Source organism: Paenibacillus sp. USDA918EY (assembly GCF_009870825.1).
In the GTDB taxonomy this organism is placed as follows: Bacteria; Bacillota; Bacilli; order Paenibacillales; family Paenibacillaceae; genus Paenibacillus_AQ; species Paenibacillus_AQ albilobatus.
This window is the reverse complement of the sequence record NZ_WTWY01000016.1, coordinates 110,805-127,093: the sequence shown is the minus strand read 5'-3', so window position 1 is coordinate 127,093 and position 16,289 is coordinate 110,805. Positions and strand designations below refer to the sequence as shown.

Annotated in this window: 16 protein-coding genes; 10 read left to right on the top strand and 6 right to left on the bottom strand. The window is 49.5% G+C overall.

Annotated elements, in window-relative coordinates; translation table 11 throughout:
• Positions 1 to 183: 183 nt before the first annotated feature.
• From GQY55_RS24745 to GQY55_RS24735, 3 genes are read right to left on the bottom strand one after another with little or no spacing between them, the layout of a single operon-like run.
• The gene (locus tag GQY55_RS24745) at positions 184 to 1,347 is read right to left on the bottom strand and encodes an MFS transporter (protein ID WP_160044587.1); all 1,164 of its coding nucleotides are present in this window, start codon (positions 1,345 to 1,347) and stop codon (positions 184 to 186) included.
• A 30-nt stretch (positions 1,348 to 1,377) separates the two neighbouring features.
• Positions 1,378 to 2,115, bottom strand: coding sequence for an SDR family oxidoreductase (locus GQY55_RS24740; RefSeq protein WP_160044586.1), 738 nt, complete (start codon positions 2,113 to 2,115; stop codon positions 1,378 to 1,380).
• Positions 2,103 to 2,390 carry an Atu4866 domain-containing protein gene (locus GQY55_RS24735; protein ID WP_160044585.1) on the bottom strand — a complete coding sequence of 96 codons (288 nt, stop codon included), beginning with the start codon at positions 2,388 to 2,390 and terminating at the stop codon, positions 2,103 to 2,105. The genes GQY55_RS24740 and GQY55_RS24735 overlap by 13 nt, the downstream gene beginning before the upstream one ends.
• A 142-nt stretch (positions 2,391 to 2,532) precedes the next feature.
• Between GQY55_RS24735 and GQY55_RS24730 the strand changes: the two genes are divergently transcribed.
• From GQY55_RS24730 to GQY55_RS24710, 5 genes are all read left to right on the top strand, one after another.
• Positions 2,533 to 3,453 (top strand): AraC family transcriptional regulator, encoded by a 921-nt coding sequence (locus GQY55_RS24730; protein WP_160044584.1) that lies wholly within the window; start codon positions 2,533 to 2,535, stop codon positions 3,451 to 3,453.
• 239 nt (positions 3,454 to 3,692) lie between these two features.
• A complete protein-coding gene (locus GQY55_RS24725) occupies positions 3,693 to 4,031 on the top strand; it encodes a VOC family protein (RefSeq protein WP_160044583.1) in 339 nt (112 codons plus the stop codon).
• Positions 4,032 to 4,198: 167 nt separating this feature from the next.
• Positions 4,199 to 4,711: a MerR family transcriptional regulator gene (locus GQY55_RS24720; protein WP_160044582.1), complete on the top strand. Its 513-nt coding sequence runs from the start codon at positions 4,199 to 4,201 to the stop codon at positions 4,709 to 4,711.
• Positions 4,712 to 4,714: 3 nt separating this feature from the next.
• Positions 4,715 to 5,188 (top strand): SRPBCC family protein, encoded by a 474-nt coding sequence (locus GQY55_RS24715; RefSeq protein ID WP_160044615.1) that lies wholly within the window; start codon positions 4,715 to 4,717, stop codon positions 5,186 to 5,188.
• A complete protein-coding gene (locus GQY55_RS24710; RefSeq protein ID WP_160044581.1) occupies positions 5,172 to 6,752 on the top strand; it encodes an MFS transporter in 1,581 nt (526 codons plus the stop codon). Before GQY55_RS24715 ends, GQY55_RS24710 begins: the two co-directional genes overlap by 17 nt.
• Before the next feature lie 222 nt (positions 6,753 to 6,974).
• On the opposite strand, the gene GQY55_RS24705 is transcribed toward GQY55_RS24710, so the two are convergent.
• Complete coding sequence (locus tag GQY55_RS24705; RefSeq protein WP_160044580.1) at positions 6,975 to 8,114, bottom strand: tyrosine-protein phosphatase; 1,140 nt, start codon at positions 8,112 to 8,114, stop codon at positions 6,975 to 6,977.
• 480 nt (positions 8,115 to 8,594) lie between these two features.
• On the opposite strand from GQY55_RS24705, the gene GQY55_RS24700 reads away from it, so the two are divergent.
• A complete protein-coding gene (locus tag GQY55_RS24700; protein WP_160044579.1) occupies positions 8,595 to 9,446 on the top strand; it encodes an ABC transporter ATP-binding protein in 852 nt (283 codons plus the stop codon).
• Positions 9,447 to 10,100 (top strand): ABC-2 transporter permease, encoded by a 654-nt coding sequence (locus GQY55_RS24695; RefSeq protein WP_160044578.1) that lies wholly within the window; start codon positions 9,447 to 9,449, stop codon positions 10,098 to 10,100.
• Between the two features lie 165 nt (positions 10,101 to 10,265).
• Here the strand turns inward: GQY55_RS24695 and GQY55_RS24690 are convergent, their stop codons facing one another.
• A complete protein-coding gene (locus GQY55_RS24690) occupies positions 10,266 to 12,251 on the bottom strand; it encodes a stalk domain-containing protein (RefSeq protein WP_236575842.1) in 1,986 nt (661 codons plus the stop codon).
• Positions 12,252 to 12,395: 144 nt separating this feature from the next.
• The gene (gene sigZ, locus GQY55_RS24685; protein ID WP_236575841.1) at positions 12,396 to 13,031 is read right to left on the bottom strand and encodes an RNA polymerase sigma factor SigZ; all 636 of its coding nucleotides are present in this window, start codon (positions 13,029 to 13,031) and stop codon (positions 12,396 to 12,398) included.
• Positions 13,032 to 13,148: 117 nt separating this feature from the next.
• Here sigZ and GQY55_RS24680 point away from each other — a divergent pair, with 117 nt between their 5' ends.
• The 3 genes from GQY55_RS24680 (at position 13,149) to GQY55_RS24670 (ending at position 16,125) form a co-directional block, all read left to right on the top strand.
• Positions 13,149 to 14,168, top strand: a complete 1,020-nt coding sequence (locus GQY55_RS24680; RefSeq protein ID WP_160044577.1) for an aldo/keto reductase — start codon at positions 13,149 to 13,151, stop codon at positions 14,166 to 14,168.
• 283 nt (positions 14,169 to 14,451) lie between these two features.
• Positions 14,452 to 15,489 carry an alpha/beta fold hydrolase gene (locus GQY55_RS24675; protein ID WP_236575840.1) on the top strand — a complete coding sequence of 346 codons (1,038 nt, stop codon included), beginning with the start codon at positions 14,452 to 14,454 and terminating at the stop codon, positions 15,487 to 15,489.
• 45 nt (positions 15,490 to 15,534) lie between these two features.
• Positions 15,535 to 16,125, top strand: coding sequence for a TetR/AcrR family transcriptional regulator (locus GQY55_RS24670; protein WP_160044575.1), 591 nt, complete (start codon positions 15,535 to 15,537; stop codon positions 16,123 to 16,125).
• The last annotated feature ends 164 nt before the right edge of the window (positions 16,126 to 16,289 follow it).

The window sequence follows — 16,289 nt, the reverse complement described above, 5'->3', positions numbered from 1 at the left end:
TTTGCGGAGTAACCAGTTATGCTGATGTTCCTTCCATACAGGAGGGATGTTCAAATCGAACAGATTCCAACAGCCGCCAGCATGAATGCGAAAATGTCTCGACCTGTGAATCTGAGCCTCCATCATGGAAGTACAGCGCACAGGCCGAGACTTTTGGTCATTGTTCTTTATAATTTATTTTGCTTAAGATGAAACGGTCGATGTCATGGCTTTGTTTTTCCTTAAGGAGAAGATTGCCGATAGGATGGCCAAAATAATAATCAGTCCGCCGACCCAAGTATTTGTCGTGACGGAATAATGGTTTACAATCAGTCCCCCAACGATAGAACCAGCTGCAACTCCTATGTGTAAAGACGATGTATTAAAGCTTAACTGGATATCCGAAGTTTCCGGAGCCGCCTGTATCAGGTAGCTTTGAATGGCGGGGCTTGGGGCCATATTAAATGCACACCAGACGACGACCACGATAAGTAATTGAAACATAGAACCCGTAGCATAAGGCAATAAAAACACAGCCGACGCATGCAGCAGAAGAGTGACGATAATCGTCTTGCTGTTTCCAAGCTTATCTGAGGACCATCCTCCGATCCATCCTCCCGCTATACCAGCTAATCCATATACAAACAGAACAATACTGATTATGCTCGTTGACAGACCCATCGTCTCATGCAAAAAAGGTGTAATGTAGGCATAGATTGTGAATTGGCCCGTCATCTGCAAGATCGAGATGAAATGAGCGGATAAGATTCTAGAATCCTTTAGCGTTCGAAGCTGTTCCGACAACGGGACTCCTTGACGGGGAGCAACCTGTGGAAGATATCGTTTGACGGCCCAAGCTACGATTAAAGTAAGCCCCCCGACCAATGCAAATGTTGAGCGCCAACCCCACATTTCGCCGATGATGGTACCCAGAGGGACACCAAGGACAAGAGACGCACTGATCCCCATAAATATCATACCGATTGCACGGCCTCTTAATTCGGGAGCAACGATACTCGAAGCCATCACAATAGATAGAACAACAATAATCGAGCAGCTTGCCGCTAGGATGATCCGCGAAATAATAAGAATCGTAAAGTTGGGACTAACGATAGATATCATATTTCCTGCGAAAAAGACAAGCATTGCAGCAGTTAACAATTTTCTGCGTTCCACTTTAGAAGTCAGGGTGATGAGTATTGGAGAACCAAAAGCAAAAACGAGTGAATAGACAGTAATCAGTTGGCCCGCGGTACCTACAGAAACGTTGAGATCTTGTGCAATCATATCAATGATTCCGGCAATGACGAGCTCAACCGTGCCTACGACAAATGAGGCAATAGCTAAAATCCATATTTTTTTATCCATTTCAAACTCCTTGGCAACTGCACGTCTGTATTAAGCAAATTGGGCGGTCGGTCTTACTATGAGTTCGTTCACATCGACGTCCGCCGGTTGCTCAATGGCATAAGCTATGGCGCGGGCGATTGCGGATGCAGGGAGCGCGTCCCGGCGATACTCTTTCATAAGCTGCCTTGCTTCTTCGTCCGAAATGCTGTCCGCAAGCTCGGATTCCGTCACACCCGGGGACACGAGTGTCACTCGGATATCTCGCCCAACCTCCTGTCGCAAACCTTCGGAAATCGCCCGGACTGCATATTTGGTGGCGCAATATACCGCTGCCGTCGGGGATACCGCGTAAGCGCCTATCGAAGCCACATTGACAAATTGGCCGAAACCCTGCTCCTTCATGACCGGAAGGCCTGCGGCAATACCATGGAGAACACCGCGAATATTAACGTCGATCATCCGGTTCCATTCGTCGATTTTCAAAGCTTCAAGCGGCGATAGCGGCATGACTCCCGCATTGTTCACAATGACATCAATCCGTCCATATCGGCTCTGCGCGAAGCGGATGATCTTCTGCATCTGATCCAGGTTCGTGACGTCCAGCGCTTGATACTCGACCGATCCTCCTTCCGCACGAATTGCGGCCGCGAGTGCCTCCAATCTCTCTAGGCGTCTGGCACCTATAACGATATGAGCGCCTTGACCGGCTAACCGTCGCGCGGTTGCTTCTCCAATCCCGCTGCTTGCGCCTGTAATGACAACAACTTTTCCGTTCATACCTGGCATGATTTGTTCTCTCCTTTTTTATAAACTTCTCGATAGAGCACCATCCCTGCATGGTAGAGCACTCCGTCCCGAAAGTCGCCATCGGCTGTAAACCCGGTGTCATCCACGTATTCGATATGATTGCCTTCGATCGTATAGTTGCCTTGATAGGCACTTTGGCGATTGCCGCGGGCTTCATCGTAACGTCCGTTCGGCAATAGTTCATGCCGGATATGTCCGTCGCTGGTTACCCACATGCCAACATAGGGGTGAGGATGTTTGTTGTCGGTTTGCATTCTCCATCTCTCCTTTTGAATTGAATGTATTCATAATGCCCTTACTGGCAGGTAGAGCGGTAGCCGGATCATGTTCTGCAATTGCCTAATACTCCAAAAAGTCATAAAATAATAAAAAATCGGGATAAAAGGTTGTGAAGAGATGGAAGGGAAGTTCACGGAGCAAAGGGGAGAACTAGCGCAGGTTATGGAGCGGTTCGTGATGAAAGACGGCATACACGAGACGTTGATTCCCGGTTTATTCTTTATTCGATTGTCCCAGATATCCGAACCGGTGCATTCGGTTTATCAACCATCCTTGTGCGTGATCGCGCAGGGCTCGAAGATTGTTATGCTAGGGCAGGAGAGCTATCAGTACGATTCTGACCATTATTTGACCGCTTCCGTCAATCTGCCGATATCCGGGCAGGTCGTTGAGGCGTCTTCAAACGCACCGTATTTTTGCCTTCGACTGCAATTTGACATGAATCAAATCCTTGATGTGATTCAAGCCTCCGATCTAGCCGAGAGCCCTAACCGTAAATATGGACGCGGTCTGGCCATAAACCGGATGAATGATTCGCTGCACGATGCGGTCATGCGTCTGGTGCGTCTGTTGGACTCGCCCCGTGATATTCCGGTACTGGCTCCGTATGCGATTCGCGAGATCATTTACCGAATCATTCAGGACGATCGGAACGATACGCTCAAGCAATTTGCTGTCATCGGCAGCCATGCACAGCGCATCGCGATGGTGATTGAGAGGTTGAACCGTGATTTTGCATTGCCTCTGCGCGTTGATGAATTAGCCGAGGAGGCGGGGATGAGCGAATCGTCCTTGTATTATTATTTTAAAGAAGTAACGGCCATGAGCCCGATCCAATATCAAAAGCGGCTCAGACTTCAAGAAGCGCGTCGCCTTCTCCTAACCGATACGATGGAAGCGGCTGAAGCCGCTTTTCAGGTTGGCTATGAGAGCCCCTCGTACTTCAACCGGGAATACGCGCGAATGTTCGGTAATCCCCCAATCAGGGATATCCAGCGCTTTCGCGACGCATTACAAACGGGGAAGGTGCTTTATTAGGGGACGGGTTGTTGCTTCAAAATCAGCGCGAAATAAGAATAAATTTAAAGCAATTTAGCGAATGAAGGACAATTTCTGATGGCTGCCTGCTGCCGGAGATGGTCCTTTTTATGTCATTCATCGCGCCACATCCCGCCGCTACCGGAAAGCTCTATTTCCCCCAAACTTTATCACTTGCTTGAAGGTTATATAATAAAAACGAATCATTTTTCGAAACCAATCGAAAGGGCGGCGGTATAATGAAAATCAATCATTTAAACCTTACGGTGACCGATGTCGCGGCTTCGCAGGCATTTCTGGAAACCTACTTCGGGCTCAAATGCCAGGCAAGCCGGGGCGACAACTTTGCGGTCCTCTTTGATGATGACGGATTTGTCTTGACGTTGATGAAAGGCCGCGAGGTAGAGTATCCCAAAACCTTTCACATCGGCTTCCCACAGTCTAATGAAGAGCAGGTAAACCGAATGTATCAGCGTTTATTCGAGGACGGATACGACGTCAAACCTCCGCAGCACTCGCACGCCTATACTTTTTACGTGAAAGCCCCGGGCGGGTTTATGGTTGAGATTCTCTGCTAAAAGTCCCTAAAAAACTCGATTTCCTTTACGCTTAGGAAGTCGAGTTTTTATATTGTGGGGCTTTTTAATGTGCGTGTTTATAAATTTCGCCTTTTCCGCTTGAGCCTTACGTGGCGTCATGGTATATAGTTAAATCACCGGTAATCAGGATCGCGCGAAATGAGGGGATGATCATTACAGGCCCAAAATACTGGAAAGTCGGCGAACTGGCCCAATTAACAGGGTTAACCGTTCGAACCTTGCGATATTACGATCAGATCGGCTTGTATTCACCGTCCGGATATTCCGATTCGGGGTACAGGCTGTACAGCGAATCCGATCTGTCACGCTTGCAGCAAATTTTGGCATTAAAAGAGCTGGGTTTAGCGCTCGATGAGATCAAATCGATTTTGTCCGATAGCGGTTACAATCCGTTCGAAGTGGTCCAGCTTCAAATCAATCGGCTGAAAGAGAATATACGAATCCAGCAAAAGCTTTTGAAAGAGCTGCAAAATGCATCGAGCCTGATGGCCAGAGATGAGCCGTTGACGGTTGAAGATTTTACAACATTGTTAGGCATGATGAAAAAAAGCCATGAGAAGTTTTTTGCCGAACGCCGCACAATCATGGAAAACCACTTTGACAGGCTTGGCGGCTTCCTTGGAATGGATTCGATTGAACGAGCCAAAAGGGAGGAATAAATGGTGAGCAAACATTTTGCGACGCATGATACTTTTGTCATTGAAAGAAACTATGAGGCTGCGCCTGCCCGAGCGTTCGCGGCTTGGTCGGACCCTGCAATCAAAAGCCAATGGTTCCAAAAGTCCGAAACATTTGAATTTCTCGTCGGCGGGCGGGAGTTCAACCGCGGGGGCCCGCCAGGAGGACCGGTGTTTACCTTTGACGCCTGCTTTCAGGAGATCGTACCTGATGAGCGTATCATCTATTCCTATTCGTTGGACCAAGAGGAAACGCGGATATCGGTATCCGTGGTCACGGTGGAGTTCAAGCAGGCGGAACACGGAACCCGGCTCATCTACACGGAGCAGTGCGTTTTCCTTGACGGCTATGATACGGTGGCGCAGCGCGAGCATGGAACGAAAATTATGCTGGACAAACTGGGAGAAGTGCTGCTCCATACATACGATTTGGGAGCAAGCAATGAAGAGGGACGATAAGGCCGGCACACGGGAATGGGTCGGGCTTGGCGTATTGGTGCTAACAAGCCTGCTCATTTCCATCGATATCTTTGTGCTGGCTCTGGCGCTGCCGTATTTAAGCGCGGATCTGGGGGCCAGCAGCACCCAGCAATTGTGGATCATGGATATTTACGGGTTAATGCTTACGGGATTTTTGATTACGATGGGTACCTTGGGCGACCGCTTCGGTCGCCGCAAGGTGCTTCTGGTGGGATCAGCCGTATTTGGCATCGCCTCCATCTGCGCCGCGTTCGCGGCGAGTGCCGAAATGCTGATCGCATCCCGGGCCGTACTCGGCATTGCCGGAGCGACGTTAGTGCCTTCAACCTTGGCGCTGATCAGCACGATGTTCCATGATCCCAAGCAAAGAGGCCTTGCCATCAGCATATGGATGGTCGGCTGCATGGGCGGGGCGGCGATCGGTCCCGTGGTTGGCGGCATCATGCTGGCGCATTTTGGGTGGGGGTCCGTATTTCTGATCGGGGTTCCTGTTATGGTGCTGCTGCTTGTGCTCGGCCCTTTATTGCTGCCCGAATACCGGGACGCAAATGAAAGTCGCCTTGATCTTATTAGCGTCAGTCTGTCGCTCGCCGCGATGTTGCCGATTGTTTATGGCATGAAGGGATTATCCCAAAGCGGGCTGCAGCCGATAAATATTGCGGCGATCATGGCCGGGAGCGTGTTCGGCTTCGTATTTGTGCAGCGTCAACGGAGGCTGACGAATCCACTGCTGGATCTGCGCTTGTTTGCAAACCGTGCGCTTAGCACGGCGATGAGCGGGCAGTTTTTCGGCCCCTTCCTCATGGGCGTGATCATGCTGCTCGTTACGCAATATCTTCAGCTCGTTGGCGGGTTAACCCCGCTAAAAGCGGCGATGTGGCTGCTGCCTGCGGTAGCGGCGCAAATGGCGAGCTTTCTGTTATCCCCGCTCATGGCACGGCGAATCCGCCCTGCCTATCTGATTGGAATCGGGATGGTTTTTTCGGTGACCGGCCTCTGGCTCATTACCCGGGTCGAGGCATCTTCCGGCCTTGCCGGTTTGATGCTCGGTTACGCGCTTACGAACTTCGGGTCAGGCCCGCTCATGACGTTAACGCCCGATATGATCATCGGATCCGCTCCGCCCGAGAAAGCCGGCGCTGCAGGGGCTTTATCGCAAACGAGCGCTGAAGTCGGTTTTGCATTGGGGATCGCGGTTCTAGGGAGCGTCGGCACCGTTGTTTACCGCAATCAGATGGCGGACGCGATACCGGCTGCGCTTCCTCCCGAGGCGGCCGCGGCTGCGCGCGACTCGCTGATCGGTGCGACGGAAGCGGCCCAAAAGCTCGCAGATCCGCTTCATGCGACCCTGCTTGCATCGGCTCGAAATGCTTTTAACAACGGACTAAATACCGTCGCGATGATCAGCGCCGTCTTATTGGTCATGGTAGCCATCTTCGTCGTGGCCCGGCTTAAGCATATACGCCCCAGCGGAGAACCCCTGCAGAAACAGGATGATCGAATTCAGACTGCTTTGCCTCGTACTGAGCATGAGCCAAGCTAACTGCACGATTTCGTCTTGTGGAAGCATGCTAAAGCGGAGTGTTTTTATCCGCCACTCCTTCCGCAGATCATACTTTCAACTTGTTTTTTTATGTTTGTTGCTTTCGCAAATACTTCGGCTTATGAGTCCGTGAATGCAAAAGGACGGCTCCTCTGCAGCGAACCGCTGCGAGGATCGTCCTTTTCCGCTCATGTCCTTTTAAATTTCAAACACTGATCCAGCCTATTCGAGATACATTTTTTTCAGCTTGGACTGCTCGGCTGCGCTCAGACCGATTCCCTTTTCCAAGAAAGCTTGGATGGAGCCGTATTTTTTGACCATTTCATTGAAAGCGGCGTTCATGTATTCCGGGCGAACATCCATCAGCGCTTGGATAATCTCGATGGCGTTTTCGTCCGTCAGTTGGAATTGTTTCACCATGGCATCCACGGCTGCTTTGTTGTACCCTTCGCGGTATTGATTGCTGAGCAGAAAATCCTGCACGACCGTTTCCTTCGGAACGCCAAGCGCGAGGAGCATGAGCGCCGAGCCGAGCCCGGTACGGTCTTTGCCGGCGGTACAATGCTGAACGAAAGCGGTTGTGGCAGGGTCCAGCATCATGTCAAAAAGTTTCTTGTAAGCCTCAGGATGATCCACCATGTCCCGGTTTGCCGCGATCAGCACGTCGCCGGGTTTGCCCATTTTGTCAAACTCGCCTGCGGCCATATACGCGAAAATATCGGTTCCGCTGCCGGATTGCCCAAAAACCGGATTCCGGACATATGTAACGCCTTGGATGGCGGGGTCGGGCTTTTGCTTCACTTCATCGTCGGTACGGTAATCGATGACCGTTTTCAGCCCGCTTTTCTGAAGAAAAGTAATGTCGGCCTTGGTCAAGCCGGCCAGCTCGTCCGAACGGAACAGCTTGCCCCATTTAACGGTTTTGCCGTCCGCCGTTCGGTAACCGCCAAGATCGCGGAAATTGGTCGCGCCTTGAAGGGGGAGCAGACGTTCAGCGGTTTTGATCTCGGAGCCGTTGCCGCCCTTGATTTTAAAATACACCCGGCTTCCCGGATTCGGGTCGGCCGTATGCAAACCGCCATAAGATGAATAGGTACGCGCCAATTCCTTCCAGCCCCCGTCGGGTTCGGTGCTCCAATATACTTTGACCGGGCCAAGGTCGGCCGACGTCTTCCAATGAATCGTAAGGGCTCCGTTTTTTGCCCTCTCCACGGTCGCGCCCGTAAAAGCACCCTGCTTCGCATGATGTTGGACAGAAACGGTATTTGTATGGGGAACCTCATTGGCTTCGGCCATGGCAGCGCCCAGCGGCGATACGGTCAAAAAGAATGCAGCGCCCAGAAGCGCGGTTTTTTTCATCATTGCAGTCATGTCTCCCTCTATTTAAATGAACTTCAAGTTGTCCTTTTTATCTTGAGGGATGCATGTTTATTCTTCGTCAAGCCTGCGTAAACCGGACGTAAAAGTTTTTCGTCGTTCACTTATTCCATGCCGCTTCGGCTGGAAGCAAGTCTTTCATAACCCGCTTGAGCCTTGATACTTTTTATTTTTCTTATTTGCCCAAGAGTTGCCGTATGCTTTTTCCAAGGGAGGCACTTCGTAATTCATTACGTAATTTCAGCCGTCATATTGACTCATCTTACTTAACTAAGTTATTGTAAGTTTGTATAAAGGTTATAAATATAATGTAATAAATTACATAAGATGCCAACAACATATTTGCTGCACAAAAGAAAGTGGGATTGAAATTTGAATGAAATTAAAGGGAGAGGGAGTTATATAGGGAACCGGTCGACTCGAATTTCTCCAAGGTAGGACGACTTCGTAGTTAGGAGTGAAACGATGCCACACCTTCTAGAAATTAAAAACGTTAGAAAATCATTTGGTCATAAAGTTGTTTTAAAAGATGTTACGTTCAATGTGCCGTCCGGATCAATTGTTGCCTTCATTGGTGATAATGGTGCAGGCAAATCAACAACATTCAAGGCAATACTAGGTCTAATTGCTAAAGATGGCGGTACAGTTAAAATATTCGGCGAAGAAAATATAGATAAGCATGCCAAGTTGAAGGAAAAAATTGGAGTCGTGTTTGATGCTATGAATCTACCGGCTCATCTTACAATAAAGCAGCTGAACAAAGTTTTTGAAAAACTGTTTAAATCTTGGGATCAAGCCCATTTTTATCGGCTGGTTCATGCATTCTCTTTACCGACAGATCTGAAAGTAAATAAACTCTCGCGCGGGATGTCCATGAAGCTTTCCGTAGCTGTTGCGTTGTCGCATAATGCAAAATTATTAATTCTAGACGAAGCGACGGGAGGGCTGGATCCCTCATCAAGGGAAGAATTGTTAGATGAATTAAAGAACTTTGTGAGTACAAGTAAGGGGGGGATATTGCTTTCTTCTCATATTATGAGCGATGTCGAGAAAATAGCCAGCCATGTTGTCTTTATAAAAGATGGCGAAATTTTATTAAACGAAGAGAAGGATAACATTTTTGAAAGTTACGCAATTGTAGATATTGATGAGAAACAACTAACCTTGCTCGACAAAGATATAGTTGTAGCGAAAAGGACCAGCGGTTCTTATTTCAATGTACTTATATCGGATAAACAGGCATTGCCAAAAGGAATTCCAGCTAAAACCATCTCAATGGAGGAAGTAAGCGTCCTATTAACAAGGAGTGAAAAATAATTGACAGGGCTATTACTGACAAATTATTACCTTGTTTATCGAAGTTTTTTTGCTTACGCAGGAATAGCGGTATTGGTGTCCGGACTCATGTTTTATTTTGGAGATGCTTCGATGCACCGTTTTGTTGCTATGTTAATTATCTTGCTTATAGCGATGCCTGCACTTGAAATTATAAAATATGAAGGCAAGTCTGGTTATGATAAGTACGTGCTTACTCTACCGGTTACCAGAAACGATATTGTACAAAGCCACTACCTTTTCTATTTTTTTGTGGCAATGATCGGAGCTTTATTATCGTATGGCATCTTTTATATATATGGTCTGATCTCAGATACGCCAATGGATGACATATTCAAAATCGTCTCTTTTGGGATTTTCATCGTTCTCTTTGCCGGTGCGATAGCTTATCCGCTCCTCTATATGATTGGCCCGGAAAAATCTGATGCCATTGTCATTGGAGGTGCAATTGGGGGACTTTTTGCTGCTATTGGATTACAAGGAGTGGTTGGATATCTGATAGAACAATCGCCACTGTCAAATTTAAGTAGTGATCCATCTTTATCCGTTCCGATCATATACATCATATTTGGCGTTATCATGTACATTCTTTCCTTTTTCATTTCTGTCTTTATATACCTCAAAAAAGAATTTTAGTGGACACGCAATCACTCCTAACGTTGTAAAGATGAATTTTTTTAAAATCTGGAACAGATTGTATGGTTGATCACTCCTCGTTCCATTCAAGCGAAAAAACCTCCAGACAAAAAGCCTGGAGGTTTTTTTCGTGCATAGCATTCAGGATTGCAGCCAAGTTCGGGATTACATAATGATCAAGGTAACCTTGCCGTTCAGGAAGGAAACGAAATCGTAGCTCGCATAACCCCAGGTTTCAATGGTGCTGCCTTGCACCTTTTGGATATCTTTGGCGATCGGATTTCCCCAGGAAAGCAGAACCTGCTGTTTGGTCATGCCCAGCGTCACGTTTCTCGCTTTGATCTGTTTCCAAACGGAGGAGGACCAATTGTATTTTTTATAAGGATCGTAATTCAAAAAGTTGTTGGAATCGGTCAATACCTGAATGACTTCCGAAGAGCTCATGGAATAGCTCTTAAGCGTTTTGCCCGCCGGCGTTTTGAAGACGATGTCGAAACTTCCGGTATCCGTTGGAAGCACGTCGGTCACGGTAACCTTCGAGAATCTCTCCCAGTCCGCAAAATCGTTCACCCAGTAGGATTTTCCGATGAATTTGGCCAAGCTGCCCTGCATCGCTTTTTTGATCAGGCCGGCAGTTTCCGATGAAACGACCGTCATCTTGGCGCTGCCGAAGCCGATGTCCGCCTGTTTCCACTTGGCATCCCAGCTTACCTTCGCTCCCAGCGTGTCGGCCAACAGGGAAGCGGGGATGTACGTTTCTCCTTTTTCGGTAAAGGGAGCGGCTTTGAGCTGCACGTCCTTGCCGCCGAATTGCGCCGATAAACTGCCGGCTTTGAACGATAGGGAATCATCGCCGAACGCCACGTTCCATCCGTCGCCCGAAGGGGCTGCGGTTCCGCCCAGCGCCTTGGATACGGCCTTCACCGGAAGAAAGACGGTGCCGTTCACCTGTTTGGCGAATTTCAGCGGATCGCGGAGACTTGCGGATACGGTCACGCTCGCGGACACGCCGCCGGATGTAACCGTAAGTTTCGTTTGTCCCACGCCCGCGGCTTTGAGCTTGCCGTCCGCTTGGAGCTTAAGCAGGTACGGTTTGTCCATGTCGAGTTTGGCTTCGCGCACCGGCACCTTAATTTTAGCCCCGTTCGAATAGGTTTCCTGGATGTAAACCTCGACTGAATCCCCGACGAAAGGCTCCTTATCGGAAAGCGTGACCGAAACGGCCGTAACCGCAGGAACGCCAATCGGCTTGGTTTCGCCATCTTTGCTGAACACCCATGTTCCGTCGCTGCGCTGCGCGTAAATTCCTTCGGAAAGCTTGTCCGCATAGGCGTCTACCGAGGTTCTAACTACGTCGCTTAATCCTTGTACCTGGTTCGTAAGCTTCCAGCGGTTGGAATATTCCCCCGTTAACCAGACGGTGCCGTCTTTCCGGGTCACGACGAGCACGTCGGTGGGATCGGCCGAAACATACGTGATATGGACCGCATCCTGCGCAATGGTGACCGGAATGATTTTTCCGTTGTCGTCAAAATTCGAGCCTTCGTAAAGCACGACTTCGCCGCTGTTGAACAGCAGGGCGACGCGGTCGTCATGCACCGCCATGGACTTGACCGAAGAAGGATCGGCGACGGTGCCGAATTTTTTGTAAGTATCCTGCTTGTGCGGGTCTTCGAATAACAGGTCCCCGTTTTGGGACAGCGCCGCAAAATCTTTTTCCCCGTAAGCGATTTGCACGATGCCGCTTAGATTTTTCAACTTCCTTTGGCCGCTCCAGACCGTTCCGTCCGATTTCAGCCAGTAGGAGCCGGATACCTGCTTGACTCCTGCCGTGCCTTCCACTTGGTGAGGGGCCAGTCCCATGTCCCATTCCACCAGGCGCCCGTCTTTTGTAATCCCCAGACCGTCGTACAGATTCCCGGAAATGGTCTCGATGTTTCCCTTCGTATGAATGGTGCGGGTTCCCTCAAGCAGTGTAACGGTCGTCCACATGGATCCGTCGCTCATCAAATACGTGTTTTTTCCGACGATGTCTTTGATTTGCAGCTGATCTTCGCCTGCGGCGGAGGCTTGATGGGCGCCAAAAGCCGGGCTTAAGCCAAACGTGAAGGCACCTAATGCCATGACAAGCAATGATTTTTTTAAGTTCAAGTTGATAACCCCTCTTTTGCGGTCGATTTTATTTTACAAATCCTTGTACCATTCGACATTATGGGAAATTTATCCTCCCATCGGAGAATAAAAAAAACACGCCGTATATGGCGTGCCATTTCATAACCTTGAGTCTGCTTCTGATCAAGACCGGGTGCAGCACCGTAATGCCTCTTTTTGCCCTCGTCCGTAAACGACCGGCTTCGGCAGTACGGTGCGATAGTCGATGATGTTGCCGTATCGGTCGGTTTGGATTTCGCAGCAGCTGTTCATCAAATCACGAACCATCTCCCTGCCGCGTTGGACCCTGGATTTAGCGCCTGAATAGGAAATGCCCAGACGCTCGCCAAGCTCTTTTTGAGACATTCCCTTCAATTCGGACAATTCCAAGGCTTCCCGGTATTTATCGGGCAAATAAGGAAATACGCCCTTCATGCCGGCAATGGCTTCTTCCGAATAACCGTCGGGCGCTGACGACTCCGGATCGGGCATATGGTCAGGCAGTTCGTCGGTCGGCTTTTCCTTGCGGAAATGGTCCGCGATCGCGTTTCGCGCAATTTGAAACAGCCAGGCCCGGAGCTTGGTTTTGTCCTGAAGCTGCGGCAGATGGCGATAAGCCTTTATAAACACCGTTTGCACAATATCTTCGGCGTCCGGATGGCGATTCGTTTTTTGTTTGACGTAGCCCAAAATCGGGCCGTGATATTGTTCCCACAGCATTTCCGGCGTGATGGATTCTGCCGTGCGGGCTGGGGTTTTGGTTTCGATGCGATCGGACATATTGCTCACCCCTGTATCCATCGGAAATTTTTTTTGTTTGAACCGCTTATTTTTTGCGTCTTTTTATTCGTGCCTCCGTCTCCATCAATATAAAACAAAACCAGGAGGAAATAAAAGATGAAATATAATTTACTCGGCAATACCGGCGTGCTTGTGTCGGAAATCGGGCTCGGTACCATGACCTTCGGCGGCGGAGAACAGTGGGGCGTTTTCGGCTCGCTCGACGAAAAGGAGGCTTCCGTGCTCGTCGGGCAGGCACTGGAGGCGGGCGTCAATTTTTTTGATACGTCGAATATTTATGCCGGCGGACGATCCGAAGAAATCCTCGGCAAAGCGCTCGGCAAAAAACGGCAGGACGTGATTATCGCCACGAAGGTGAGGGGACGTACGGGAAGCGGCCCGAACGATATCGGCTTATCCCGGCTCCATATCATCCGTCAGGTGGAGGAAAGTCTGAAACGGCTGGGGACCGATTATATCGATCTGTATCAAATCCACAATCCGGATCAGCTGACCGATTGGGAAGATACGCTGCGGGCGTTGGACGATTTGGTCCGGAGCGGCAAAGTGCGGTACATCGGCGCTTCCAATATGACGGGTTGGGAAACGATGAAGACGCGCGGCATCTCCCGGCAGCTTGGCCTTCATGAATTCAAGAGCAGCCAATTGTATTACTCCCTGGCCGGCCGGGAAATCGAAAGGGAAATTATCCCCGTCCTGAAGGATCAGAACATGGGGCTATTGGTCTGGAGTCCGCTCGCGGGCGGATTCCTGTCGGGCAAATACTCCCCCAGCCGCCCGGGAAAGGGAGAAGATCGGCATACGAAATTTTCATTTCCGCCGGTTGACCTGGACAAATCCTATCGCATCATCGACGTGCTGGAGGAAATTGCGAGAGAGCGGGAATCCACCGTTGCCCGGATCGCTTTGGCCTGGGTGCTCCATCAGCCTGCGGTGACCAGCGTCATCGTCGGCGCGAAGCGGCCGGATCAGCTTCAAGACAATCTTGCGGCCAGCGACATTGAGTTGACGAAGGACGAATTGGCCCGCCTCGACGAGGTCAGCAAGCTACCGGCGGAATATTTGACTTGGCCGTTTATGGAAGAGGATGAATCGATTGTTCGGAAGCATCCTTGATGCGGGGAGTGAAGTGAAGCGCTGAATAGGGATTAACCAAAGCTTCAACGAGCTGCTGAAAGCCGACGAAGAAAACAATGGGTTGATGGAACGCGATAGACTATAAAAACCGAGTGAAACGTGGAGGTTTTCTTCCCGTTTTCCTCGGTTTTTTCGTTGGCATGAAAATAAACCATTGACAGAAAGATGAAAATGACTCATTCTATTGATGAGTAAGTTACTCACTCATCATAAACGAAAGCGGGGCATGTCAAATATGAAACAAAATCATATGCTAAACCAAATGTTTTTTCGTAAAAGAAACCGGAGCAACCATGCAAAAGCGCTGCAAATCAACACGCCGAACAAAATCGTTGAAAGCCGGTACGTCCCCATCGGCGGCATCGATCAATGGATCACGATCCGCGGGGAAGACCGGAGCAACCCGATTTTACTGTTCATCCACGGTGGCCCGGCTTCCCCGTATTCCATTTTCAGTCCGTTGCTCCGCGCATGGGAGAAGCATTTTACTGTCGTTCAATGGGATCAGCGGGGAGCGGGGAAAACCTTCGGCCTAAACGGCAAGGAAGGCAGCGGAACGATTACGTTCGATCTGCTGGCGGCGGATGGGATTGAAGTGACGGAGTACCTGCTGGGGAAGCTTGGCCATTCCAAACTCATTCTCATCGGAAGCTCTGTCGGCAGCCTGATTGGCGTCAGAATGGCACAACATCGCCCGGCCCTTTTTTACGCCTATGTCGGCACGGATCAAAATGTCCCCGGGCATCCCGACCGGATGTATGAAATATCCCTTCAAGCGGTCCGGGCAGCCGGAAATGCCAAGGGCGTGAAGCTGCTTGAAAAAATGGGTCCGGATCCCTCCAGCTGGAGCCGCCATGATTACGACAAAAGAAATCGCGTACTCGTCAAATCGATTCAAAATGTACCGAACATGATTACCGACCTCATTATGCCTTCCATGCTATCTTCCCCGGAGCATCAAATACGCGACATGATGGATATTTTTAAAGGGATGAGTTTTACACTGGGCCATCTGTTCCATGAAATGATGCGCATGGACTTTACAAAAGAAGGGATGCGGTTCGAGCTGCCGGTCTTCATTTTTCAAGGAGATTCGGACATCATCACCCCGACGGAACTGGCAAAGACTTTTTACGACGAGCTTCAAGCTCCCCGGAAAGAATTCGCCCTCATCCGAAGCGCGGGCCATCTCGCATGTTTTGCCCGGGCCGACCAGTTTCTGGAGGAGCTGATCACGAGAGTGCGGCCGCTTGCGGTTCCGGCAGCTTGGGCTCAGAAAGACATCCCTATACCCGTTTAATGGTATAATGGACATAATTTTTGTAATATCCGGAGGGTGAAACCATTGTCTCCATTAAACAGACAGCAGCTCGATCAAATCCGCGACGAACGCAGGGAGCAAATCAAGCAAGCGGCGCTTAAAGAATTTGCCCGCCGTGGATACAAAGGAACAAAAACAAGCAGCATCGCCAAAGAAGCGGGGATCAGCGAAGGGCTTATCTACCGGTATTTTCAGTCCAAAGACGAACTGTTTATTACGCTTATCCAGGAGTTGATGGAAGAAGCGAAGCGGGAGCTTGATGAAGCACAACATGTGCCCGGCACCCCTTATGAGCAAATCCGAAGCTTAACCGAAAACATGCTGAATCCGCAGGATAAATATTCGTTCATGTTCATCGAACGGGCCCGCAAGGCGGACGATATTCCGGAGGAGGCCAGACAGATCTTTGCGCAGCTTCCGCCCGGCATGATGACGGATCTGCTGGTTCCCGTTTTTATGAAGGGACAGGAATTGGGCGAGTTTTCCCCCGGAGATCCACGGAAAATACTGTCCTGGTATTTGACCATCTTGAACAGCCTCATCGTGCAAGACGAGGGTGATGAAAAATACGGACTTCCGGATGCCGATACGTTAATGCGTTTTTTAACAAAATAACGGCCTGAAGAGGAACTGCTTTTAACATCGTTCGAACCGGACGGTGTTTTTTGTTTTAGTTACATATCCTTTGATTCGCCGGGTTACTGAATTTCGATTTTCGTTTTTATACTTTTTTTAGATTTGATTTAGAGGCGTTTTAGACCTGGCGGATATGATGAATG